Below are 21,386 nucleotides of genomic sequence, written 5' to 3' on the forward strand. Positions count from 1 at the left end.
GCGCCCGGCAACATCATCCCGCGGCGGTTCCTCACCGACTCGTGAAAGTACCCACAACCATGCAGCAACTCAGCGCCCAGAAGATCCGCGCGTCGTTCATCAACGCCAGCCGCTCCGAGACCTCCAAACTCAACCTCCCCAAGGATTTCGACTCCCTGGACTGGGAAAACCTGGACGTCCTCGGTTGGCGGGACCCCAAGATGCCCCTGCGCGGGTACCTGGTGTTCCCCTCCGGTGACGGCCTAGTCACCTCCGTTCTGCTCCGCGCACCCGAGGGCGGCGCCCGGAAGAACCGCTCCGTCCTGTGCGAACTGTGCCGCGCCGTGCACGCCAAGAACGACGTGTTCCTCTGGGTGGCGCGCCGCGCGGGTCAGTCAGGCCGTGACGGCAACACCGTGGGGACGCTGATCTGCGCCGATTTCGTGTGCAGCGCCAACGTCCGCGTGGAGCCGCCGAAGAATGAGATCAATCCGGACCCGGCGGTCGTGGTCCTGGACCGCATCGCCGGCCTGAAGGAACGCGCCCGGCTGTTCCTGGACCGGGTGCAGGGCCTCTAACCGGCAAACGCCCCGGCCAGGACGCTGAAACAGTGGGTTTCCGTTGAAACAGTGGTCTAAACCCACTGTTTCAACGGAAACCCGCTGTTTCAGCGGAGGAACCCGTCAGGCGCAGGTCCGGCAGGCGCAGGCCAGGCGGGATCCCGGGAAACGGGGTCCCCGTTCAGCGCGTCGCGAGCCGCCGGAACACCGCCGGCGCCAGCACCACCAGCAGGCCCACCGCGGCTCCGATGACGGTGTCGATGAACCGGTCGTGCAGGAGCGTGGCCGGTTCCACGCGCGCCATCAGCAGGGAGGACAGCAGAGCCAGCGGCGTCACGCAGACCTGTGCCAGGAAGTACTGCCGTGCGATCAGCAGCTCGGCCCCGAACTGGCAGATCGCGATCAGGATGACCATCACCCACGCCTCCGGGCGCACGGCCACGATCACCCAGAGCAGTCCCAGCCCCACCACGGTGCCCAGCACACGTTGCAGGCCCCGGGTCACGCGGTGCCGGGTGGAGTGACCCACCAATGGCACCACGGCGGCCACCATGGCCCAGTAGTTGTGCCCAAAGCCCATCGCCTGGCCCACGGACGTCGCCGCCCAGCCGGCCAGGGCGGGCGCCACGAGGTACCCGATGGACTCCACCCACACCATCCGCCGCTCAGCCGGCGCCACCCGGATCCGCCGCACCCGGGCCAGTTCCTTCCAGCTCAGCGGCGTCCGGTGGGAGGCCCTGACCCGGGACAGGACCCCGATCCCCAGACACAGGGCGATGACCAGCACGGAGGTGAGCATGGCCTCCCACAGCGGCGGCTGATGCGGCACGGACGCCACCGCGGCGAAGGCGAAGATGTAGAACAGGGAGCCGGCTGGCCGCAGATGCCAGAGACCGGCGATGATCGAACACGCCCACGCCACCACGCTGGTCGCGGCCACGCTCATCCACGGGTCCAGGGCGCCTCCGGGACTCAGCCGCGCCACCAGGGTGGCCGCCAGGAGCACGGCGAACATGAGCAGCCCGGCCCTGGCCTGGGTCACCAAGCGCATGCGATGCGGCTCGTTGCGCCCGTAGATCCCGGTGAACGCGGAGAAGTTGGCGAAGATCGCCAGGTCCAGCCGGCCCGTCAGCGTCAGGATCAGGAGCGGCAGGAACAGCCCCAGCGCCACGCGCGCGGCGGGCAGGTGGTCACGCCGCGCGGGGCCGATGCTGAACAGCGTCTCCCGGAGGAAGCCGACGACGGCGGCACCCGCACCGTCCGCACGAGGGCGGCGGGCGCCGTCGTACGCTCCGTCCGGGGCGGCACCGCGCGTCACGAAAGGCCTATTCCGCCGCGGCGAGCTGCCCGCAGGCGCCGTCGATCTCCTTGCCACGGGTGTCCCGCAGCGTGGTCGGCACACCGGCGGCACGCAGGGTCTCGACGAACTGGTCCTGGATCTCCGGCTCGGAGGCGGTCCAGATGGAACCGGGCGTCGGGTTGAGCGGGATGGGGTTCACGTGGACCCAGCCGCGGCCACGCTGGTTGAGCTTCTTGGCCAGTAGGGCGGCGCGCCAGGCGTGGTCGTTCATGTCCTTGATGAGCGCGTATTCGATGCTCACACGGCGACCGGTCTTGCGGAAGTAGTCGTAGGCGGCGTCCAGGGCTTCGTCAACGTTCCAGCGGCTGTTGACGGGGATGAGTTCGTCGCGCAGTTCGTCGTCCGGGGCGTGGAGGGACAGCGCGAAGGTCACGGGGACCTCCTCGTCCGCGAGCTTGCGGATGGCCGGGACCAGCCCGACCGTGGAGACCGTGATGTTGCGGGCGCTCATGCCCAGGCCCTGCGGGACCGGGTCGGCGAAGCGGTGCACGGCGGCCATGACGCGCTTGTAATTGGCCAGCGGCTCACCCATGCCCATGAACACGATGTTGGTGACGCGCTCCTCGTCGTGCTCCTTCTCGCCCAGCGCACCCTCGGCGATGACGCGGTTGGCGGCCACCACCTGGTCCACGATCTCCGCCGTCGACATATTGCGCGTCAGGCCCGCCTGACCGGTGGCGCAGAACGGGCAGTTCATCCCGCAGCCGGCCTGCGAGGAGACGCAGAGGGTGATGCGGCCGGGGTAGCGCATCAGGACGGACTCCACGAGCGCGCCGTCGAACAGCCGCCAGAGGAACTTGATGGTGTTGCCGTCGTCCGTGCGGAGGCGGCGGACCTCGGTGAGCAGCGGCGGGAACAGCTCCGAGACCAGGTCCTCGCGGCCGGCCTTGGGGAGGTCACTCATGTGCTCGGGGTCGGTGGTCCAGTGCTGGAAGTAGTGCGTGGAGAGCTGCTTGGCGCGGAATGCGGGCAGGCCGAGCTCCTTGAGCTTCGTTGCGCGCTCGTCCAGGGTCAGGTCCGCGAGGTGCTGCGGCGGCTGCTTCACGCGCGGCGACGCGAACTGCAGCAGCGGGCGGCCCTCCGTGGTGCGGGCCTGCTCCCAGCCCTCCGCGGCGGGGCGGACCTGCGGGCGGCTCTCCGTCATGGCCATCTTGGCGACGGCCTCGCCATGAGCGTTCCCGGCCGTCTTTTCGCGTACGACGACGCCGCGCGGCGGCTGCGCGGAGGCCTTGCCGTTGCTGGGGGAATCTGAGCCGGGGGTACGAGGAGAGGAAGCCATCACCTTCCATTGTCCCATGGGACGGCAAGGCCCTGAGGTGAGATCGGCCACCGCCGTCGACCTCTCATCCGGAGGTGCACCCCAGGCACCGGATCCCGCGAAACAGTGGGTTTCCGTTGAAACAGTGGGCTTAAACCACTGTTTCAGAGGAAACCCACTGTTTCGGCGGAGGGGCCTTCAGCGGAGAAGCCCGCCGGGGACAAGCCCCAGCGAAGCCGCTCTACCCCAGCCGGATGTCCACGGGGTTCGCCTCGCTCCGGGGCTCGCCGGGCGCGGCCTTGCCTCCGAGCGGGAGCACTCCGGAGCGGTTGGTGCGGCGGTCCCGCAGGATCTCCGTGACGGAGCCCAGGTGACGGGACAGGTCGATCACGTTCTCCGGCGCGGCCAGGAGCAGCTGGAAGCCGAACTCGTGCAGCGCGGCGATCCCCTGGCCGGCGAACTCCTCGCTGGCCAGCACGAACGCCTCGTCCATCATCACGGTGCCGTAGCTGGTGAACCCCTGCTCCGCGATGCCCAGCTGGTAGCTCAGGGCGGCGGCCATGATGAACGCCGTGAACCGCTGACGCTCACCGCCGGACATGGAGCCCGTGTCCGAGTGCATGAACACCTCGGCCCGCGGCGCCCCGCCGTCCACGCGCACCGTCCGGTGCTCCTTGCATGCGATGAACAGGTGCCCACGCACGTCCAGCACCTCGGCGCGCCAGCGCCGGTCCTCGGGCGCCTGGGAGGAGAGCCGGGTGACCAGGTTCTCCAGCGTCTTGTAGCGGATGGTGAGTTCGTCCTCACCACCGGCCGCGGCGCCGTCGTGCGCTTCCGAGGACACCGCCGCGCGCCCGGCCCGCACGCGCAGGGCCCGCGAGATCGCGTCCTTGAACGCTTTGGCGCTGGCGGGGACGGTCTGCTTGATGTCCAGTTCCAGATGGCTGCCCTCGTGGAACTCGACGCCGGACAGGATGCCGTTCAGGGGCAGGATGCGGCTGGTGATGGCGCGCCGTTCCTCGTCCAGGAGGTGCAGGAGCGTGGAGAAGGACTCGTGGGTGCGCTGGTTGAAGAACGCCCGGAACTCCTCCTCCTGGGCGGGAAGGCCGTCGCGCACGATCGCGTGGTACCGCTGTTCGTATTCCGGCGCCGCGCCGATCCCGGTGCCGTGGTCCACGGACACCGTCCCACCCCAGGCCCGGCTGAACACGTCGAAGATCCTGGTCAGCGTCTCCGCGGTGCTCTGCGCCAGGCTCTCAGCCCGGTGCAGCTCGTCCTGCAGCTGCGCGCGCACCTGGACGGCGGCGAGGTCCAGGCCGGACATGTCCAGGAATTCACCCATCGCCTCGAACCGCGGGGCCAGGGCCTCCACCGTGGACGGGGCCGGCGGGTTCTCCTCCACGCGCTTGAGCGCGGCGCCCAGGGCCTTGTCCGCGGCGACCAGCTGGACGTCCAGGGCCTTGTACTCGTTCTGGAGCACGGCCGCGGCCTCGGTGCTCGCCTGGTGCTGTCCGCGGGTCTGCTCCAGGCGGGCGCGCAGCGGTTCCAGATCGGCCTGCGCGGCCAGGGCATCGGCCAGGCGCCGCTCCAGACGGGCCACCTCCTCGGCGGCGACCTGCGCGGACACCTCGGTCCACTCACGATGATCGGAGGCCACACGGCGCAGTGCCTCGAGCTGCCGGGCCACGCCCTGGTGCGAGTCCTCGCGGTCCTGGGCTTCGGTCTCGGCGGCCTTCAGGGACGCCTTCAGCTCGGTGATCCGCTCCTGGACCATGAGGACCTTGCTGGCGTTGTCGAAGCCGAGGACGAAGTCTCGGCGCGCGGCGAAGCGGTCGTCCTTCTCCACGGTGTGGCTGTTGCGCTTGACCACGCCGCCCAGGGACAGGCCTCGCTCCAGCCCGGCCAGCCGCGCCGGGTCCTCCACGCACGGGTACGCGTAGTCCAGCGCGATCCGGGACCGCAGCCACTCCACGGCGGACTCCCGCGCGGGCGTCAGGGAGCCGGAGAGGAACTGCAGCTTGGTCAGCAGATCCCCGTCCTCCACGGAAGCCAGGGCTCCGGACGCGCCGGGCAGCACGCGGGACACGTCCACGGCACGGATGGCTCCGCGCACGGTGGTTCCGTCCAGGAACTCGGTGACGGCCCCGAACAAGGACCCCGGGACCAGCAGCGTGGTGGCCAGGTTCCGCAGCGCGCGCTCCGCCGCGGGCCGCCAGGCGTCCTCCGCCGGAAGAAGGTCCATCAGCTCGCCGGCGAACGGCAGCTCGGACGCCTCCACATCCAGCGCGGCGGCGATCGCGGCCCGGTTCTCCAGCGCGGCCTGCGGCATCAGCGACGTCCCGGACTGCAGGGACGTCAGCTCCCGTGACGCCTCCTCCAGTTCGCGCTTGGCCGCGGCGTGTGCGTCGAACGCCTCGAAGCGCAGCGCCTTGAGGGATTCCGCGTCCCCGGTGAGCTCCGCGGCCCGTTGCTCCGCCTGCTGGTGCGCCTGCGCCCATCCGGCGGCCGACCACTCAAGGTCCAGGCCGGCGTCGCGCAATTGCTTCTGCACGCCGGCTTCCAGGTCGCGCCGCAGCCGCTGCGCCAGGCGGGCGTTCTCCAGGCCCGCCTCGATCGACGCGATCGCGTTGCCGCCCTGGTTGTTGTAGTCCAGCTCCAGCTCGCGCAGCTGGGCGGCGAGAGCGTCGCGGCTCATCCGCTCGGCCTTGAGGGCCTGCGCCTTGTCCACCGCGAGCGCCTTGAGCCGCGCCACGGTGCCTTCATGCACGACGACGGCGAGCGCCTGCCGCTGTGCGTCGAACTCGGTGCCGGCCAGGGTGCGGAGGCGGTTGGCCTCCAGCAAATGCTGGGCGTAGTCCTTGTTGAGCTGGGGCACGGGCGCCAGGGCGTCGCGCTGCTTGCGGACGTCCTCCAGGCGCTGGCGGATGGAGATCAGATTACTGAACTCCTCCACCACGGCGTCCGCGGCGTCCAGCGTGGCGGGCGGGTCCAGGACCTGGTCCCGGAAGAAGGTGTTGACGCTGCCGCCCAGGCCCTTGCCGGCCTGGATGACGCGCAACAGGGGCAGGGCTTGGTCGCTGCCGATGCCCAGGATGCGGCGGAAGCGTTCGGCGAAGTTCCGGTGCACGTCGAACACCTGGGAGCCGGGGAACGCATCCTCCAGGGCGGCCCGCGTGAAACGCTTGTGGGCCAGGGATTCCAGGACGTCCAGGTCCAGCGGCCTGGCGTCGATCATGTAGTGCCGGCCCACATTGCCCTCGGTGCCGTTCTTCGGCAGGTCGAAGAGGGCGGAGAGGGTGACCGCGGTACCGGCGGCATTGTCGAAGGTCAGCGCGACGGCGGACCAGGTGGCCCCGGGGCGCTGGAAGGCACTCGTGGCACCGTCGGAGGTGGCCCGGTCGCCGACCTTGCCGCGCATGTAGGTGTAGGTGGTGCGCCGGTCGTCCACGGAGCCGCCCATCCGCGCGGCGGCGGCCTCATTGGAGCGGGGGCGGGCGTCGAAAACGCGGAGCATGGCGTCGAAGAGGGTGGACTTGCCGACGCCGGAGTTGCCGGTCAGGAGGGTGCCGCGGCGGTCCACGTGCATGACGTGGGCGCCGTGGAAGGTGCCCCAGTTGACCAGATGCACGCGGGCCAGGCGCATCTGGCCGGGGTTGACCTCGTCGCCGATCGGCAGCAGGACGGGGATGCTCATGCGCGCTCCTCCTCGGTCTCCTCAGCGGCGGCGTCTTCAGCGGCACGCACGACGGCGGCACTCGCCTCGGCGTCGTCCGTCTCCTCGTCGCCGCTGTCGTCGACGTCCAGCAGCGCCTGTGTGCCGACGGCGTCCTCCGTGGCATGTTTGAGGCGCTCCAGCTGGGCGGTGATCTCCACAATGGAGTCGAAGGGCAGGGCGAGCGGGAGGGCCCCGCTGATGCCGTAGACGTTCTCCAGGCCCGTGGGAAGCAGGAGCTGGCGGGCACGGAGCTTCTCCACCGCGGCCTGGACGGTCTTGGCGTCCCGGTAGGCGTCCTGTTCCGCGGCGGGCTGGTAGTGCGCCACGATCTCCGCGATCTCCTCCTGGGTCACGGTGGGCTCCGTCTGGGCCTCGGTGTGACGGTCCAGGAGGAGGCGCAGGCGCAGCACGATGATGGTCTCCACGCGGCTGAGGGCCCGCTGCTGGCGCAGGAGGCTGGACCGGGCGTTGGCTCCGAGGAGTTCCGGGTCCACGGGACGCAGGAGCGCGATCTTCCGTTCGTGGTCCAGGTGGAGGCTGAGGAACATCTCGGACAGGCGGGAGCGCAGGATCTGCTGGTGATCCGTGAGGGTGGTCCACAGCTTCTCGTCCCGGCCGCCGTCCACATAGGGGCCCTTGAGGAGGCGGACCAGGGCCTGGCGGAGGCGCAGGGGCAGGACCCCGGTGTCGCCGGGGTACAGCTCCGCGCCGTCCACGAAGGTGTCCCGGGCGTCCACGCCGTGGATCTGCTCGCTCATTCCATATCCTCTCCGTGCTGAGTGCTCACTTGTGGTGGGTTGCGCGCCTCGTAAGTCACCACTACTGAGCACTCAGCGGTTTCGGCAGGGTGACCAGCGGCAGGGTCGCACCGCGCAGGCTGCCGTCGACTTGTTCGAACTCCAGCCGTTCCTGGCCGTCGGCGGCGAACACGGCCCCGGAGTTCAGGGCCTCCGCCAGCAACGCGCGGATCGAGTTGAGGTGGCGTTCCTGCGGCGGGAGCGCGTCCCAGGCCCCGCCCACGGTGTCCGCACCGGCGAGCGCCGCCCGGACCAGGGCCGGCTTGGCCTTCGGGGTCCGCGGCGCGCGGGCACGGGCGTCCTGCGCGAAGTCGATGGGGTCCGCCAGGCGCGGCGGCTCCTCGAACTCGTCCGGGTCGAACAGCTGCACCATGGACACGGACTCGAACACCCCGCCGAACAACTCCGGCGCCGCGGCGAATCCGGGCCGGTCCCGCTCGTAGGGCAGCACGCGGATGGCCTGTTCGGCCTCGCGCAGGGCCTTCCGCAGCCGGAGGGAGTGACGGAAGTCGTCGCTCTGGACGTAGGTGTTCAGGCTCTCGGAGAGCTTGCCGTAGATCCGCTGGATCTGGCCGTGCTGGGTGCGCAGCTCCGCCACCAGGTTCTTCAGGGTTTCCCGGTCGTCCGCGGCGAGCACGTCCGCGAACTGGCGGCTCAGGACCTCGGCGATGGCCGAACGGAAGCGCAACTGCTGCTGCGGGTCCTCCAGGAATGCCGTGAAGGAGCGGAAGGTGCGGCCTTCCGGGCTCTGCCGCAGTACCTTGTCCTGCTCCAGCACCTGCGCCATGGTGGCGCCCTTGCTCAGGGACTCCTCGATGATCTGGTTGCGGAGCTTGCCCACCAGTTCCTCGATGCTGTCACGCATTTTCTTGTAGTCGGCGGGCAGGCCGGCGGCCAGGTCCAGGATGTTCTCCGCGGCCTCCACCGCCTCATCCTCGTCCAGGAGCCCGTCCAGGTCGCCGGAGGTGATGCCCTGGATGAGCTCCTCGCGTTCGCGGATCTCCTCCCGCAGGGAGTCCAGGCGGGCGGTCTGGTCCGGGTTGGTTTCATGGGCCAGCTTCTCCACGTCGCCCAGCAGGGTGCCCAGGCGGGATCCGGTCAGGGTGGAGCGGGGCGAGCTGAGGCTCTCCAGGAAGGCGAGCACGCGGGACGCGGCCTCGGTGAGTTCGTAGATGATCCGGCCGGAGTGGTGACGCCGGGTGATGAACTTCCGTCGGGTCCACTCATCCGCCACGGTCCGGCCGGTGTTGGAGCCGCCCAGCGTGGGGTCGGCGGTCCGGAGCTGTTCCAGGGCCAGGTCCAGTTCGGCGTGGAACTCCTCCAGGACCACGCCGGGCCGGGTGCGGGTGAAGGTGGACTGCAGGACGGCGATCACCCAAGGGGCGGAGCGGGTCAGTGCCCAGGCGGGCCCCTTGGTCAGGGTCTCCAGGGTGCCCAGACGCCGCGTGAGGTCCGTTGCGTCCACCCGTGCGCACCCCGTTTCCCTGTTGGTCCGGCGGGCCGGCGCCCGTCCACTGCTCGAAAATGGCCAGCTTTAAGGGTACGCGTGACACGGAACGGCTTCCGCCGCGCGCCTTTCATCACGAACCAACTACGATTCCGCAACACTGCGGGCGGATCTTCCCCACCGGAGCCTCCGGTGGTTAGCGTGGAAGCCAGAGTTTCCGCCGGGGGCCATCGGCCGCCGGTTTTCGTGAATGGACAAACGCCTCAAGGGGATGATGGCGCATGACTTCTGATACCACTCTGGTCCTGAACCTGACGTTCCTGGGGACCATGATCATCGGCGGCCTGCTGGCCTCGGTGGTCCTGTTCTTCGCGTGCGTGGCTCTTGCGGTCACGGGTCTGGGCCGGCTTGTCTATGTGGGCGGGGAGCGCCTCGTCCGCCTTGTGGTGCCCGGTCTCCACCGCGACGACGACGCCGCGGAACACGCGCCGGCCGCCCTGGTCGAGCTCGCGGCCGCCTCAGCCGCGCGGCCTTCCACGCGGACCGCGCCTGCCGTACGGAAGGCCCCGGCCTCCGATGCGAAGCCGCGACTCGTGCGTGAGACTCCTCCGTCCCGCGAGAAGCCCAAGCCCGTCATGAACACCGGCTGGCAGCAGGCCGTCCGCGAGGCGGACGCGCGTGCCCTGGCCAAGGCCACCGACTCCGGTCTCCTCCCCACCGTGGCCAAGGTCAGCAACCCCTCTCCCACCGCGGACGTGAAGGCCCAGGAACTCCTCAGCACCCAGGACCGGCCCGCGGCGAAGCCCACCGCGATCCACGCTGCCGGCGAGGCTCCCCGGCTGAGCCTGAAGCCGGGACGCCAGGACGGGATCGCCCGCAAGAACATGCCTGGGCTGCTGCGCCCGGCCCGGGACGATGAGGAACAGCACGCCAAGGGAGCATAATCAGTACCCATGGCAGCACAGCCCGGTTCCTCACTCTCCAAATCCCAGCCGAACGCCGTCCGCGTGGACGCGTGGCTGTGGGCCGTCCGTGCGTATAAGACCCGTTCCGCGGCCACCGCGGCCTGCCGGGCCGGGCACGTACGCCTGAACGGCAACCCGGTGAAGGCTGCGCAGATCGTCATCCCCGGTGACGAAGTCAAGATCAGGATGCCCGGCTACGAGCGCATCCTTGAGGTCCGCCAGCTGATCGCCAAGCGCGTGGGTGCTGAAGCGGCATCGCACGCGTTCACGGACCGTACCCCGCCGCGGCCGGTGGCGCCCATGCTCGGCATTCCGGTCCGGGATCGCGGCACGGGCCGCCCCACCAAGAAGGACCGCCGGGAGATGGACCGACTGCGGGGGCAGTGAGCGCACGTCACGGTGCCGTGTCACACGGCGCAATTGTGAACCAGTCACATTTCCGCCCAGTGCCCATCACCCGGACACTGGTGAAATGAGCCTCAAATTCGCCCGTTTTGGAGCCCCTGGAACCGAAGAACCCGTGGTCATCGTCGACGACGCCGACGGCCACGCTCAGTACTTCAGCCTCCTGCCCCTGACCCGTGATATCGACTCGGCCTTCCTGTCCGGTGACTTCGTCGCCGCCACGCAGGCCGCCCTGGACGCCGGCGACCTGCCGCGCGTCGTGCCTTCGGGCCGCGTCGGATCGCCGCTGGCCCGCCCCGCCAACCTCGTCGGCATCGGCCTGAACTACGCGGCCCACGCCGCCGAGTCCGGCCTGGAACCGCCGGCGTCGCCCGTCGTCTTCCTCAAGCCGTCCAACTCGGTGGCCGGTCCCTACGATGAGTTCCCGGGTCTGCCCGGCGCCGGCAAGCTCGACTGGGAGGTGGAACTCGGCCTGGTGATCGGCCTTCACGCCCACCTGCTGGCCGACGAGCAGGAGGCCCAGGCGGCCATCGCCGGGTACGTCCTGGCCAACGACCTCTCCGAGCGCGAACTGCAGCTCGGCGGCGCCGGCGGCCAGTGGACCAAGGGCAAGTCCCTGCCCGGTTCCACCCCGCTGGGCCCGTGGCTGGTCCCGGCCGTCGCCCCGGACGGTTCCCACTTCGACGTCGACTCGCTGCCGCTGTCCACGCGCGTCAACGGCGTGGAGTGCCAGCGTTCGACGACGGCGGACATGGTCTTCCGCGCCGCTCACCTGGTGCACCACGTCAGCCAGTTCATGGCGCTGGAGCCGGGCGATGTCATCATCACCGGCACCCCGGAAGGTGTGGCCATGTCCGGCCGCTTCGAGTACCTCAAGTCCGGCGACGTCGTGGAGATCGAGGCGCCCGGTCTCGGCGCCCAGCGCATCGTCTGCGCCTGACGTCCCCTTCCCCGTCCGCGAGACGGCAGCAGATCGCAGCGTCCGCCCGCAACACTGCGATCTGCTGCCGTCTCGCGGCGTTTAGCATGAGGGCATCACCCTGGATCTCGTCACCGGCCGAGGAGTGGGGCGGGTGCCAGCCGCTCAGCCCAGCAGGATCCCGGCCCAGGCGGCCAGCAGGCACACTCCCGCCCCGCCGATCCCGTAGAGCACGGCGCGCAGCGGCTCACGGTTGTGCAGGAGCCTGACCGTCTCCAGGCTGGCCGTGCTGAAGGTCGTGTATCCGCCCAGGAATCCGGTGCCGGCGATCAGCAGCGCCTCCGGCCCGAGATGATGCGCGGCCACCGCACCGGCCAGCAGTCCCAGCGCGAAGGATCCGGTGACGTTGATCAGCAGCGTCGCGAAGGGGAAGTCGGTGGGCCAGCGGCGCCTCACCGCGCCGTCGAGCATGAAACGCGCGACGGCGCCCACACCGCCCGCGAGCGCCAGCCACAGCCCGATCACCGACGGCCGCCCGGCGCGCGGTGCTCTTCGGCGCTCACCCGGTGCGCCACCTCGGCCACCCAGATGCCGAGGGCGGTGGCCGCACCCCCGAGCAGGAGGGTGGCTGCCACGTAACCGAGCGCCTCCATGGCGCGGCCGGCGCTCAGGAGGTGGACGGCGTCGACGGCGAAGGTGCTGTAGGTGGTGAAGGCGCCCAGGAATCCGGTGCCGCCGAGCAGGCGGAAGCGGCGCGCCCAGCCGACGTCAGGGCCCCGCCGGGCCAGGCTGTCCAGGAGCAGGCCGAGCAGGAAGGCACCCACGACGTTGATGACGACGGTGGCCAGCGGCCAGCCGCCGACGGCCGGGATCGCGAGACCCAGACCGTAGCGCGCCAGCGCCCCGAACACCCCGCCTCCGAACACCCAGGCGATCGCCCTCGGGTCCAGGTGCAGGGGGGCCATCCGGCCGTGGGCCGTGGTTCTGGAGGGCGCGCGCATCATGCCTGAGGTCGCTTCAGGGGCTGGACCGGCCTCAGTACTCACCCTTGATGACGAAGAAGGAGCCGCGGATCTCGCCGGCCAGCTTGGACTTCTGGCGGGCGAACTTGAAGCGGCTCGCGAGCTCCTCCGGGACCTCCATGCCCATGGAGAGCTTGAAGCCCACCGCACGCTTGCCGGAGTCGGCCAGGGTGTACATGACGTTGATGGACAGGCCGGACTCGTAGAAGACGTAGTCCATGCGGATGCCTTCCACCTCGAAGGAGGACACCTCCAGCGGTGTGGACGCGATGACGATCTCGCGCTCGGCAGCCAGGATGTGGTGGATCCGCTCGAGGATCTCCGGCGCTTCGGCAACGGGCACCGTGGTGAACACGTGGTCGTACTTGTTCTTGAAGTAGCGTGCCTCATTGGCGCGCAGCCCGGCGAGGGCCTCGGCTACGGGGGACGACTCCAACCCTGCAGTGGAGACGTTCACGAAATCCACGACGTACGGCATGCGCTCTCCTTCAATTCGGGTGATCGAGTCGAGCATAGCGAAGCAGGCGGTGTCGCCTGGCCGGCGCTCCGGCAGAAGGCCTCACAGAGGGCTCTCGCCGCGCCGCGGGCGCACGATTTTATATCTAGTTTGACTAACTAATCAAGACCTTTTGTTTCGGTGCCCGGTCTGCTGAAGTGGAACGGTACCGTCGGTACGGCGGGCATCCCCTCTTCAACCGCAGGGCTCCCGGGCGTCCCCGGGAAGATGCAGGAAAGGAGTTTTCATGCCGAAAATCCAGGAGGGCATCGACGTCGATGTCCCGTTTTGGGCGGCTTACGAACAATGGACGCGGCCGGACCACTTCCCCGAGTTCCTCGGCCACGTCCTGGCCGCGAACCGGATCGATGAGGATCAGGTCCGCTTCGTCACCAAGACCGGCGCCATGCGCCGGGAATTCATCGTGCGGATGCTTGAGGAACGGCCGGACCGCGCCATCAGCTGGAGCAGCACGGTTGGCTCCACGTTCTGCGAAGTCACTCTCGAATCGCTGTCGCACGATCGAAGCCACGTGGAGATGTCCGTCTACTGGGACGGCACCGCGCAGTCACAGCACTCGGGATCCCTGTTCCGGCAGGAGGCCGAGGGCATCCGCCAGGACCTCGCCTCCTTCAAGGAGCACATGGAACTCCGGCTCTGGGACACCCGGGTCGATCGCGGCGGCCACGCCGCGCCGAGCCCGGCATGACCCGGCGGGCCACCCGCCACACCGCCGCGTACTGCCGGGAGTCCTGGGGAAAAACCGTCAGATCTTCAGGGCCTCGATCACGGCGGTGAGGAACCGTTCCACCGTGGCCAGCTCGTCGTCGTCGAAGTCCCCGGCCGCGGTCAGAAGCGCGCCGACCTGGCGCTGCAGGCTGGAGTCGAGCAATTCGACGGCCCTCTGGGTCGCGGTCAGCACCACCGCGCGCCGATCGCGCGGATCCGGCTCCCGCACGAGATACCCGGCCGCGACCATCCGATTGACCAGCGCCGTGGTGGAGGCCGAGGTGATGCCGAGATGACGGCCCAGCATGAGCGCGCCCACGGGGCCGTCGGCGGACGCCTCCCGGATGAAGCGCAGGGCCGAGAGATCGTTGTTGTTGATCTTCAGGTCTGATCTGAGGCTTTCCCGGGTTCCCCGCTCCGCCAATCGGAACTCGCGCAAAAGGTGCAACGCGGAGAGCGCACGGTCTTCGCGATCGCTTTCAAGCCAGCTTTTGTTGATCAATTCAAGCGCCATACCTGAGCCCTGTCCGTCGTTGCTGAGTCCTGCCAGGCAAACCAGTGGGCCCCCACTGCCCCGATTCTATGACCTCCCGTTACCCGGCAGTAGCCCCATCCGCCGCGCTCTTCCTCTCGACAGGAGGAACAACCCCTTGCCACAGTGGTCCCATGACCACCGTGGAACCGCAAGAACCCCGGAACGCCATCAAGACCGCACCCGCCCACTGGGAGGAGGTGGCACGCCTCTTCAGCCTGGGCGGCGACGCCGCGGGCTGCTGGTGCCAGTGGTTCAGGCTCACCTCGCCCGAATGGCGAGCCATGAAAGTCCCCCAGCGCAAAGACCTGATGCGCCGCCAGTTCGCCGAGGAGGAACGGCCTCCCGGCCTGCTCGCCTTCGTGGACGGCCAGGCGGTGGGCTGGGCCGCCGTCGCGCCTCAGGACTGTTACCCGCGGCTGGACCATCTGCAGCTGGTGCAGCGGAGCCGGAAGCACGCGCCCACCCCGGAGGGCGAGCTCTGGGCGGTGACCTGCTTCGTGGTCGCCAGGACCCACCGCCGCCAGGGCGTGGCCGGCACGCTGCTGGATGCGGCGGTCGGCTTCGCCCGGGAGCACGGCGCCGACTGGGTGGACGGCTACCCCGTGGACGTCGCGGCGCGGCCGAAGGCCACGTCGTCCGGTCTGTTCCACGGCACGGTGTCCCTGTTCGAGCAGGGCGGCTTCGAGCACGTGTACGACGGCGTGCCGGGCCGCGCGCTCATGCGCCGGCGGGCGTGAACGCGCCGCCTCAGTAGTGGTAGCGGGCCTGAAGCACCGTCACGTGGGTGGCATCAGCCAGGTAGACGAGCTTGTTGCTCTCGTCGATCCGGCGGGACCATGCACCGGCCAGGGCGTGCTTGAGTGGCTCCGGCTTACCGATGCCTTCGAACGGATCATCCCTGAGGATGTCCGCAATGATCAGATTGATGCGCCGCGGCGTCTTCCGGTCCTGGCTGTGCCAGTACAGATAGTCTTCCCAGGCCTCGTCGGTCCAGGCGAGCTTCCGCCCTGTCACGGCTCCAGGAGCTCCCGCTCTTCGGCAGTGCCTTTGCGAGCGCTTTCAAGCGAGGACAGCAGTCTGCGGGCATTCTCCGGAGAGCGCAGCAGATAACTCGTCTCCACGAGGGAGTCATACTCGTCCTTCGACATCAGGACAGCCGAGCCCCGGCGCGACGTGATCTCGATTTCCGTGTGGTCCAGATTGACGCGTTCAATCAGCCCGAACAAGTCTCTGCGAGCTTCACTGGTGGTGATTGCCATGTCCTCAGCACCTCCTCAAGTGGTACCACTTATTGTACCGCTCGAATATCCCTGCCGGAAAGGTTCTGGATCCGCACTCCATCCACTCATCCATCGCCGCCCCTCTTCCGGCGGCTGAGCCGCTTCATCGTCGTGTCGAACTCCCGGTGGGCCTCGCGTTCCGCCTTGCGCTCAGTGGCCCGCTGCTTCGCCTCCACCCGCTTGATGCCGCCGCGCCGGAGACTCTTCACCCCGCCGTCGAGCATCAGCAGCGCCTGTTCCGTGAGCGCGGCATTGCGCAGCTGCAGCGCCGTCCCCTTGCGCCGCTGGATCTCGCCGAGCGTGGACTGGGCGTCCGTGAGCCGCCCGGTCTGGCGCTGAGCCCGGGCGCGCAGGAGCAGGAGGCCAGCACTCAGGTCCTCGCCGTTGCGCACCCCCTCGCTGAGACCGATCACGGAGGCGTAGTCCTCCCGCAGGCCCGCCAGATGGGCCAGCGCGAGCGCCTTGGCCGGGGACGACGGCACCGCATCCAGCTGCACGACGGCGGCCGGCAGGTCACCGATCTCGCGCAGCGCGTGCGCGGTGGCGTAGCGGAGGGCCTCGTCGGAGTAGAGGATGCGGGCTGCGACCCCGTCACCGAGCTCCACCTCCACCACCAGGCCCATCAGATGGCGCTCCATGAAGCGGTGCGCGGCGTCGTCAACCAGGGTCTCCCGGCCCCGCCGCAACAGCTCGGCGGCCTGCGGATACTGACGGCCCTGGTACGCCCGCAGACCGGCCAGGACGAAGCAGAGCCCGGCGAAGCCACTGTGGCCGTGGGCCAGGCGGAGGAAGCGTTCGGGCCCGCCACCCGCCGTCAGTTCGGCGTGCAACGCTTTGGCGAATTTGCTCGAGAACCCGGGCAGCCGGCCCGGCCCCTCCCGGAAGCTGAAGCGATGGACCGGGTCCAGCCCGCGGGAGGCCCGGACGCGTTCGCCCAGGCCACTGGCCAGTTTCCGCACGGACACCTGGAACACCACGCCCACGAACGGCGTGATGTCCCGGGCGTCCTGGTGGATGGGCGGCGACGGAGCCATGGGTCAGGCGACGCCCTTGATCCGCACCACGAACACCGCACCCAGCAGACCGATCACCGCCGCCGCGACATAGAGGGAGAGGTAGCCGCCCCAGAGGGTTACGAACGGCCAGGCGATGGCCGGCGCGATGACCTGGGGCAGCGAGTTGGCGATGTTGATGACTCCCAGGTCCTTGCCGCGGTCCTCAGGATTGGGCAGGACCTGGGTGATGAGGGCGAAGTCCACCGCCAGGTAGGCGCCGAAGCCGATGCCCAGCACGGACGCGCCCACCAGGCCACCCACCCAGGTGGGCGAGAACGCGAGGATGAGGGCCGACGTCGCGATGATCGCGGAGGAGAGGATGACCATGGGCTTGCGGCGGCCCATGCGGTCGCTGATCCGCCCGCCGATCACGCTGGTGACGATCACGAACACGGCGTACAGGCCGGTCAGGATGAGGACGCCGGTCTCCGCCGCGATGCCCTCGGTCTCCTTCAGACGGACGGCGTCGGTGAGGAAGAACAGCAGGTACAGGGTGATCATGTGGTTGCCGATGTTCACCAGCAGGCGCGTGATCCAGGCCCAGCGGAAGTCGGGATGCGCCAGCGGCCGCACGAAGCCCAGGAGGAACGGGCCCCAGGCCAAGGGCGGGACATCGCCACGGTGGATGGGCCGGTCGTCGGAGCGCAGGGCGAAAAGGACCACGCCGAGCACCAGCGCCAGGGCGGCCAGGCCGTAGCCGAGCCACAGATTGCCGCTGACCACGGCGGCGATCACGGCGCCCAGGAGGATGCCGACGGTCTGGCCCATCGCGGCCAGGCCGCCCACCGTGCCGCGCCGGGCCACGGGCACCTTGTCCGGGATGGCGGCCGTGATGGCGGCGTAGGCGCCGTTGCAGCCGGCCTGCACCAGGCACCAGGCGAGCGTCATGAGCGCGACGTCCGGGACGCCCGCAAGCGCGATGAGCCCCAGCGCACCGACGACGGCGCCGCCCACCACCCACGGCACGCGGCGGCCGAAGCGGCTGGCGGTGCGGTCGCTGAAGGCGCCGAAGATGGGATTGGCCACCAGGGAGACGGCGGCGCCGGCCCCCGTGACGAGGGCCAGGATGCCCTCCTTCTGCCCAGGGTCCAGAACCGCGGCCTGAAGGCCGAGCAGCACCTGCAGCGGGGCGAAGAACGCGGCGTTGATCCCCAGGTTCACCAGCACCACGCCGGTGATCCACAGCGGCGTGACGGGACGGGTTGGCTCCTGGCCGGCTTCGCCGGTGGCCGGTCCCTGGTGCGCGACGGACATTCGACTCCTCGATCCCCGCAAGGTGGCTCGCCCAGCGCGCCCGCGCGCAAGGCCGTACGAGGCTCATCCTATGCCGGGCCAAACACGTTGAGTGCTCAGTTGTGGCGGGATTTCGAGCGGGGAAATCACCACAACTGAGCACTCAACCGGAGGAAGAGACTCAGACGATGTGCGGCTCGTGGGCGTTGAGGTACTTGCGGCCGGTGAAGATCGCCACGATGGAGAGGACCATGATCACGGCCGCCACGAAGAACGGCACCTGAGCCCCGAAGTGCTCGCCGAGCTGGGCCGCGATGAACGGGGCCAGCGCACCGCCCATCCAGCGGACGAAGTTGTAGCCGGCGGAGGCCACGGGCCGCGGGGAGTCGGAGACCTCCATGGCCAGCTCCGTGAAGAGGGTGTTGTTGATGCCCAGCAGCGCACCGGAGACGATCACCAGGACCACCACCGTGACCACCGAGTGCAGCAGGGCCGCCACGCCAAGGCCCCCCAGGACCACCATCAGGCCGGCCAGTGCGGTCATGACGCTGTTCGTGGTGCCGAAGCGGCGCTGCATGATGGGGGCCACGAAGATCGAGAACACCGCCAGGGCCACGCCCCAGCCGAAGAACACCGCGCCGATTCCGTAGGCGTTCATGTGCAGGATGAACGGGGTGAAGGCCAGGACGGTGAAGAAGCCGAAGTTGTAGAACAGGCCCGCGATGGCCGTGGTGCGCAGCCCGGCGTGGCCGAGTGCGAGGATCGGGTCCTTCAGCTGCACCTTCTTGGCCGGTTTGGGCAAGGTGGGCAGCATGAAGAAGAGGGCGATGAACGCGGCGGCCATGAGGGCAGCGGTGCCGAAGAACGGGGCGCGCCATTGCCAGCCGCCCAGGAGGGCGCCCAGGAGCGGGCCGAGGGAGATGCCCAGGCCCAGGGCCGCCTCGTAGAGGATGATCGCCACGCCGGAGCCGCCGGAGGCGACGCCCACGATCACCGCGAGCGCGGTGGCCACAAACAGCGCGTTGCCCAGGCCCCAGCCGGCGCGGAAGCCCACCAATTGCTCAACGGAGCCGGAAAGGCCGGAAAGGGAGGCGAAGACGGCGATGAGCGCCAGGCCGATCAGCAGGGTCTTCTTGCCGCCGATGCGGGAGGAGACGTAACCGGTGATGAGCATGGCCACGGCCGTGACCAGGAAGTAGCTGGTGAACAGCAGGGACACCTGGCTGGGGCTCGCGTTCAGGTTCTCCGCGATGGCGGGGAGGATGGGGTCCACCAGGCCGATCCCCATGAAGGAGAACACGGCGGCGAGGGCGGTGGCCCACACGGCCTTCGGCTGGCGGAAGAAGGAGGCCTTCTCCTCTTCCAGAACGGTGTGACTGCTGTGGATGGACTCATCCAGCTGGCTGCTCATGCTCGCTTCTCTCCTGTGGAGGGTGCCGGGGCGGTCCCGGTCACTCCTCGCGCAAACGGTCGTAAATGCTGGTCAGAACGGGAATGGCGGACTCGAGGGCGGTGCGGTCCGCGGGTTCCAGGCGCTCGATCACCGCGGCGATGGCGCGGTTGCGGCGGAGGTTCACCCGCTCCACGGCCTCCCAGCCGCCGTCCGTGAGGCGGACGACGACGGCGCGCGAGTCGTCCGGGTCGCTCTCCCGGCGTACGTAACCGCGGCCTTCCAGGCGGGTGATCTGCTCGGTGGCGGTGGGGGTCCGCACGCCCAGACTGCGGGCGACGTCGCTGACGCGGGCACCGCCGTCGGCCAGGAGGGTGAGCAGACTCAGCTGCGTGCCGGTCAGCTCGGTCTCCCCGACGTCCAGGCGGCGCGTCACGTAGACGGCCTGGCGCAGGGCCTCGCGGAAACTGCGGGCCAGCTCGAGCGCCTCATCCGTTTCCTTGTTCATAATTAGGCATCCTAACAGTTAGGTTGCCTAATTACAAAGTTCTCCGGCGGATGCCGTACGAAGATCGACACTTCACGCCCTGGACCACTCAAGCGTTCGACATTTGTTTATCCAGCCCGGATCTCATTCGCGCTACGCTGTGAGCGGCCAAATGTTAGCCAGCTCACTTTGGCGACAATGCGAACGAAGGGTCCAGTATGAGCAATCAGCAACCGACCGCTCCTGCGAGCAGCACGGCCCCGGAGGCCGGGGTCTCCAGCGAACCACATCTGGAACGCGCCCTCAGCAACCGGCACATCCAGCTCCTTGCGATCGGCGGCGCCATCGGCACCGGGCTGTTCATGGGCAGCGGCAAGACCATCTCCGTGGCCGGGCCGTCCGTGATCTTCGTGTACATGATCATCGGCTTCATGCTGTTCTTCGTCATGCGCGCCATGGGTGAACTGCTGCTCTCCAATCTGCACTACAAGTCCTTCAGCGACTTCGCGGGCGATCTCCTGGGCCCCTGGGCCGGCTTCTTCACCGGCTGGACCTACTGGTTCTGCTGGGTGGTCACGGGCGTGGCGGACGTGGTGGCCATCGCCGGGTACGCCAAGGAGCTGGTCCCGGGCATCCCGCTCTGGATCCCGGGCCTGGTGACCATCGGTATCCTGCTGGCCCTGAACCTGCCCACCGTGAAGGCCTTCGGTGAGACCGAGTTCTGGTTCGCCCTCATCAAGATCGTGGCCATCGTGGCCCTGATCATCACCGGCCTGATCCTGATCTTCACCGGCTTCCAGTCCCCCGCGGGCACCGCCTCCTTCACGAATCTGTGGAGCCACGGCGGGTTCTTCCCCAAGGAGTTCATGGGCTTCGTGGCCGGCTTCCAGATCGCCGTGTTCGCCTTCGTGGGCATTGAGCTCGTGGGCACCGCCGCCGCGGAGACCAAGAACCCGGAGCACAACCTGCCGCGGGCCATCAACGCCATCCCGGTCCGCGTCATGCTCTTCTACGTGGGCGCCCTGATCATCCTCATGTCCGTCACCCCGTGGACCGAGTTCATGGCCGGCCACAGCCCCTTCATCGGCATGTTCTCCCTGGCGGGCCTCGGCATCGCCGCCACCGTGGTCAACCTGGTGGTCCTGACCTCCGCCATGTCCAGCGCCAACTCCGGCATCTACTCCACCTCCCGCATGGTGTTCGGCCTGGCCCAGGACGGCGACGCGCCGGCCGTGTTCGGCAAGCTGTCCCGACGCAAGGTGCCCCAGAACGCCCTGTTCCTCTCCTGCGTCCTGCTGCTGGGCGGCGTCGTGCTCCTCTACGCGGGCAAGGACATCGGCGCCGCGTTCGACATGGTGACCACCGTGTCCGCCGTCTGCTTCATGTTCGTCTGGACCATCATCCTGCTCAGCTACCTGGCCTACCGCCGCAAGCGCCCGGAACTGGCCGCGCAGAGCAAGTACAAGATGCCCGGCGGCGTGGCGATGGTGTACGTGGTCTTCGCCTTCTTCCTGTTCCTGATCTGGGCCCTCACCACCCAGCCCGACACCCTGACGGCGCTGCTCGTGACGCCGATCTGGTTCGTGATCCTGGTGATCGCCTGGCTCTACGTGAGGCGCTCACCGCACCACAAAGCCAGGCATGAAGCCTGGACACAAAGCATGAAGTAAACGTCTTTTTGTGGGCGGGCCCCAGGCCCGCCCACTACCATTTCCAGCATGTTTCCCGCACTTGAATCGTGTGAGCCTAAGGAG

Annotated in this window: 22 protein-coding genes; 7 read left to right on the plus strand and 15 right to left on the minus strand. The window is 69.0% G+C overall.

Features of this window, described 5'->3' with window-relative positions; genetic code table 11:
- Positions 1-59: 59 nt before the first annotated feature.
- The gene (locus tag Q9R02_RS06410) at positions 60-557 is read left to right on the plus strand and encodes an FBP domain-containing protein (protein ID WP_305995835.1); all 498 of its coding nucleotides are present in this window, start codon (positions 60-62) and stop codon (positions 555-557) included.
- 163 nt (positions 558-720) lie between these two features.
- Here the strand turns inward: Q9R02_RS06410 and Q9R02_RS06415 are convergent, their stop codons facing one another.
- The 5 genes from Q9R02_RS06415 to Q9R02_RS06435 form a co-directional block, all read right to left on the minus strand.
- The gene (locus Q9R02_RS06415; RefSeq protein ID WP_342006893.1) at positions 721-1,857 is read right to left on the minus strand and encodes an FUSC family protein; all 1,137 of its coding nucleotides are present in this window, start codon (positions 1,855-1,857) and stop codon (positions 721-723) included.
- 7 nt (positions 1,858-1,864) lie between these two features.
- On the minus strand, positions 1,865-3,049 hold the full coding sequence (rlmN, locus tag Q9R02_RS06420) for a dual-specificity RNA methyltransferase RlmN (protein ID WP_305996085.1): 1,185 nt from the start codon (positions 3,047-3,049) through the stop codon (positions 1,865-1,867).
- Between the two features lie 349 nt (positions 3,050-3,398).
- The gene (locus Q9R02_RS06425; RefSeq protein ID WP_305995836.1) at positions 3,399-6,851 is read right to left on the minus strand and encodes an ATP-binding protein; all 3,453 of its coding nucleotides are present in this window, start codon (positions 6,849-6,851) and stop codon (positions 3,399-3,401) included.
- Positions 6,848-7,630 (minus strand): DUF4194 domain-containing protein, encoded by a 783-nt coding sequence (locus Q9R02_RS06430; RefSeq protein WP_305995837.1) that lies wholly within the window; start codon positions 7,628-7,630, stop codon positions 6,848-6,850. The genes Q9R02_RS06425 and Q9R02_RS06430 overlap by 4 nt, the downstream gene beginning before the upstream one ends.
- Positions 7,631-7,691: 61 nt before the next feature.
- Positions 7,692-9,134 carry a DUF3375 family protein gene (locus Q9R02_RS06435; protein WP_305995838.1) on the minus strand — a complete coding sequence of 481 codons (1,443 nt, stop codon included), beginning with the start codon at positions 9,132-9,134 and terminating at the stop codon, positions 7,692-7,694.
- 263 nt (positions 9,135-9,397) lie between these two features.
- Here Q9R02_RS06435 and Q9R02_RS06440 point away from each other — a divergent pair, with 263 nt between their 5' ends.
- The 3 genes from Q9R02_RS06440 (at position 9,398) to Q9R02_RS06450 (ending at position 11,426) form a co-directional block, all read left to right on the plus strand.
- Positions 9,398-10,060 (plus strand): hypothetical protein, encoded by a 663-nt coding sequence (locus Q9R02_RS06440; RefSeq protein WP_305995839.1) that lies wholly within the window; start codon positions 9,398-9,400, stop codon positions 10,058-10,060.
- A 9-nt stretch (positions 10,061-10,069) separates the two neighbouring features.
- On the plus strand, positions 10,070-10,468 hold the full coding sequence (locus Q9R02_RS06445; RefSeq protein WP_305995840.1) for an RNA-binding S4 domain-containing protein: 399 nt from the start codon (positions 10,070-10,072) through the stop codon (positions 10,466-10,468).
- Between the two features lie 85 nt (positions 10,469-10,553).
- The gene (locus Q9R02_RS06450) at positions 10,554-11,426 is read left to right on the plus strand and encodes a fumarylacetoacetate hydrolase family protein (RefSeq protein WP_305995841.1); all 873 of its coding nucleotides are present in this window, start codon (positions 10,554-10,556) and stop codon (positions 11,424-11,426) included.
- A 144-nt stretch (positions 11,427-11,570) separates the two neighbouring features.
- Here the strand turns inward: Q9R02_RS06450 and crcB are convergent, their stop codons facing one another.
- From crcB to Q9R02_RS06465, 3 genes are read right to left on the minus strand one after another with little or no spacing between them, the layout of a single operon-like run.
- Positions 11,571-11,930: a fluoride efflux transporter CrcB gene (gene crcB / locus Q9R02_RS06455; RefSeq protein WP_305995842.1), complete on the minus strand. Its 360-nt coding sequence runs from the start codon at positions 11,928-11,930 to the stop codon at positions 11,571-11,573.
- Complete coding sequence (locus Q9R02_RS06460; protein ID WP_305995843.1) at positions 11,927-12,409, minus strand: fluoride efflux transporter FluC; 483 nt, start codon at positions 12,407-12,409, stop codon at positions 11,927-11,929. Before Q9R02_RS06460 ends, crcB begins: the two co-directional genes overlap by 4 nt.
- Positions 12,410-12,440: 31 nt before the next feature.
- On the minus strand, positions 12,441-12,905 hold the full coding sequence (locus tag Q9R02_RS06465) for a DUF8821 family protein (protein WP_305995844.1): 465 nt from the start codon (positions 12,903-12,905) through the stop codon (positions 12,441-12,443).
- Positions 12,906-13,170: 265 nt separating this feature from the next.
- Between Q9R02_RS06465 and Q9R02_RS06470 the strand changes: the two genes are divergently transcribed.
- Positions 13,171-13,632 carry an SRPBCC family protein gene (locus Q9R02_RS06470; protein ID WP_305995845.1) on the plus strand — a complete coding sequence of 154 codons (462 nt, stop codon included), beginning with the start codon at positions 13,171-13,173 and terminating at the stop codon, positions 13,630-13,632.
- Positions 13,633-13,689: 57 nt separating this feature from the next.
- Here the strand turns inward: Q9R02_RS06470 and Q9R02_RS06475 are convergent, their stop codons facing one another.
- On the minus strand, positions 13,690-14,166 hold the full coding sequence (locus Q9R02_RS06475; protein ID WP_305995846.1) for a MarR family winged helix-turn-helix transcriptional regulator: 477 nt from the start codon (positions 14,164-14,166) through the stop codon (positions 13,690-13,692).
- A 152-nt stretch (positions 14,167-14,318) separates the two neighbouring features.
- On the opposite strand from Q9R02_RS06475, the gene Q9R02_RS06480 reads away from it, so the two are divergent.
- Entirely contained in the window at positions 14,319-14,924 is a 606-nt protein-coding gene (locus Q9R02_RS06480; RefSeq protein ID WP_305995847.1) for a GNAT family N-acetyltransferase, read from the plus strand.
- A 10-nt stretch (positions 14,925-14,934) separates the two neighbouring features.
- On the opposite strand, the gene Q9R02_RS06485 is transcribed toward Q9R02_RS06480, so the two are convergent.
- From Q9R02_RS06485 to Q9R02_RS06510, 6 genes are all read right to left on the minus strand, one after another.
- The gene (locus Q9R02_RS06485) at positions 14,935-15,201 is read right to left on the minus strand and encodes a Txe/YoeB family addiction module toxin (protein ID WP_305995848.1); all 267 of its coding nucleotides are present in this window, start codon (positions 15,199-15,201) and stop codon (positions 14,935-14,937) included.
- The gene (locus Q9R02_RS06490) at positions 15,198-15,446 is read right to left on the minus strand and encodes a type II toxin-antitoxin system Phd/YefM family antitoxin (RefSeq protein ID WP_305995849.1); all 249 of its coding nucleotides are present in this window, start codon (positions 15,444-15,446) and stop codon (positions 15,198-15,200) included. Before Q9R02_RS06490 ends, Q9R02_RS06485 begins: the two co-directional genes overlap by 4 nt.
- A gap of 86 nt (positions 15,447-15,532) precedes the next feature.
- The gene (locus Q9R02_RS06495) at positions 15,533-16,501 is read right to left on the minus strand and encodes a hypothetical protein (RefSeq protein ID WP_305995850.1); all 969 of its coding nucleotides are present in this window, start codon (positions 16,499-16,501) and stop codon (positions 15,533-15,535) included.
- 3 nt (positions 16,502-16,504) lie between these two features.
- Positions 16,505-17,776: an MFS transporter gene (locus Q9R02_RS06500; protein WP_305995851.1), complete on the minus strand. Its 1,272-nt coding sequence runs from the start codon at positions 17,774-17,776 to the stop codon at positions 16,505-16,507.
- 160 nt (positions 17,777-17,936) lie between these two features.
- Entirely contained in the window at positions 17,937-19,166 is a 1,230-nt protein-coding gene (locus Q9R02_RS06505; protein ID WP_305995852.1) for an MFS transporter, read from the minus strand.
- A gap of 40 nt (positions 19,167-19,206) precedes the next feature.
- On the minus strand, positions 19,207-19,653 hold the full coding sequence (locus tag Q9R02_RS06510) for a MarR family winged helix-turn-helix transcriptional regulator (RefSeq protein WP_305995853.1): 447 nt from the start codon (positions 19,651-19,653) through the stop codon (positions 19,207-19,209).
- A 197-nt stretch (positions 19,654-19,850) separates the two neighbouring features.
- Here Q9R02_RS06510 and cycA point away from each other — a divergent pair, with 197 nt between their 5' ends.
- Positions 19,851-21,302, plus strand: a complete 1,452-nt coding sequence (gene cycA, locus Q9R02_RS06515; RefSeq protein ID WP_305995854.1) for a D-serine/D-alanine/glycine transporter — start codon at positions 19,851-19,853, stop codon at positions 21,300-21,302.
- Positions 21,303-21,386 lie beyond the last annotated feature (84 nt).

Origin of the sequence: Arthrobacter horti, assembly GCF_030731045.1 — a bacterium.
Classification (GTDB): Bacteria; Actinomycetota; Actinomycetes; order Actinomycetales; family Micrococcaceae; genus Arthrobacter_E; species Arthrobacter_E nanjingensis.

Excerpts from the sequence above, each read along its gene's own strand:
- Q9R02_RS06465 (WP_305995844.1), bottom strand. The coding sequence starts at position 12,905 with ATGCCGTACGTCGTGGATTTCGTGAACGTCTCCACTGCAGGGTTGGAG.
- Q9R02_RS06510 (WP_305995853.1), bottom strand. The coding sequence starts at position 19,653 with ATGAACAAGGAAACGGATGAGGCGCTCGAGCTGGCCCGCAGTTTCCGC.
- Q9R02_RS06500 (WP_305995851.1), bottom strand. The coding sequence starts at position 17,776 with ATGTCCGTCGCGCACCAGGGACCGGCCACCGGCGAAGCCGGCCAGGAG.
- Q9R02_RS06445 (WP_305995840.1), top strand. The coding sequence starts at position 10,070 with ATGGCAGCACAGCCCGGTTCCTCACTCTCCAAATCCCAGCCGAACGCC.
- Q9R02_RS06425 (WP_305995836.1), bottom strand. The coding sequence starts at position 6,851 with ATGAGCATCCCCGTCCTGCTGCCGATCGGCGACGAGGTCAACCCCGGC.
- Q9R02_RS06450 (WP_305995841.1), top strand. The coding sequence starts at position 10,554 with ATGAGCCTCAAATTCGCCCGTTTTGGAGCCCCTGGAACCGAAGAACCC.
- Q9R02_RS06440 (WP_305995839.1), top strand. The coding sequence starts at position 9,398 with ATGACTTCTGATACCACTCTGGTCCTGAACCTGACGTTCCTGGGGACC.
- Q9R02_RS06505 (WP_305995852.1), bottom strand. The coding sequence starts at position 19,166 with ATGAGCAGCCAGCTGGATGAGTCCATCCACAGCAGTCACACCGTTCTG.
- Q9R02_RS06430 (WP_305995837.1), bottom strand. The coding sequence starts at position 7,630 with ATGAGCGAGCAGATCCACGGCGTGGACGCCCGGGACACCTTCGTGGAC.
- Q9R02_RS06410 (WP_305995835.1), top strand. The coding sequence starts at position 60 with ATGCAGCAACTCAGCGCCCAGAAGATCCGCGCGTCGTTCATCAACGCC.
- Q9R02_RS06495 (WP_305995850.1), bottom strand. The coding sequence starts at position 16,501 with ATGGCTCCGTCGCCGCCCATCCACCAGGACGCCCGGGACATCACGCCG.
- Q9R02_RS06475 (WP_305995846.1), bottom strand. The coding sequence starts at position 14,166 with ATGGCGCTTGAATTGATCAACAAAAGCTGGCTTGAAAGCGATCGCGAA.
- Q9R02_RS06480 (WP_305995847.1), top strand. The coding sequence starts at position 14,319 with ATGACCACCGTGGAACCGCAAGAACCCCGGAACGCCATCAAGACCGCA.
- cycA (WP_305995854.1), top strand. The coding sequence starts at position 19,851 with ATGAGCAATCAGCAACCGACCGCTCCTGCGAGCAGCACGGCCCCGGAG.
- Q9R02_RS06490 (WP_305995849.1), bottom strand. The coding sequence starts at position 15,446 with ATGGCAATCACCACCAGTGAAGCTCGCAGAGACTTGTTCGGGCTGATT.
- Q9R02_RS06460 (WP_305995843.1), bottom strand. The coding sequence starts at position 12,409 with ATGATGCGCGCGCCCTCCAGAACCACGGCCCACGGCCGGATGGCCCCC.
- rlmN (WP_305996085.1), bottom strand. The coding sequence starts at position 3,049 with ATGGCCATGACGGAGAGCCGCCCGCAGGTCCGCCCCGCCGCGGAGGGC.
- Q9R02_RS06470 (WP_305995845.1), top strand. The coding sequence starts at position 13,171 with ATGCCGAAAATCCAGGAGGGCATCGACGTCGATGTCCCGTTTTGGGCG.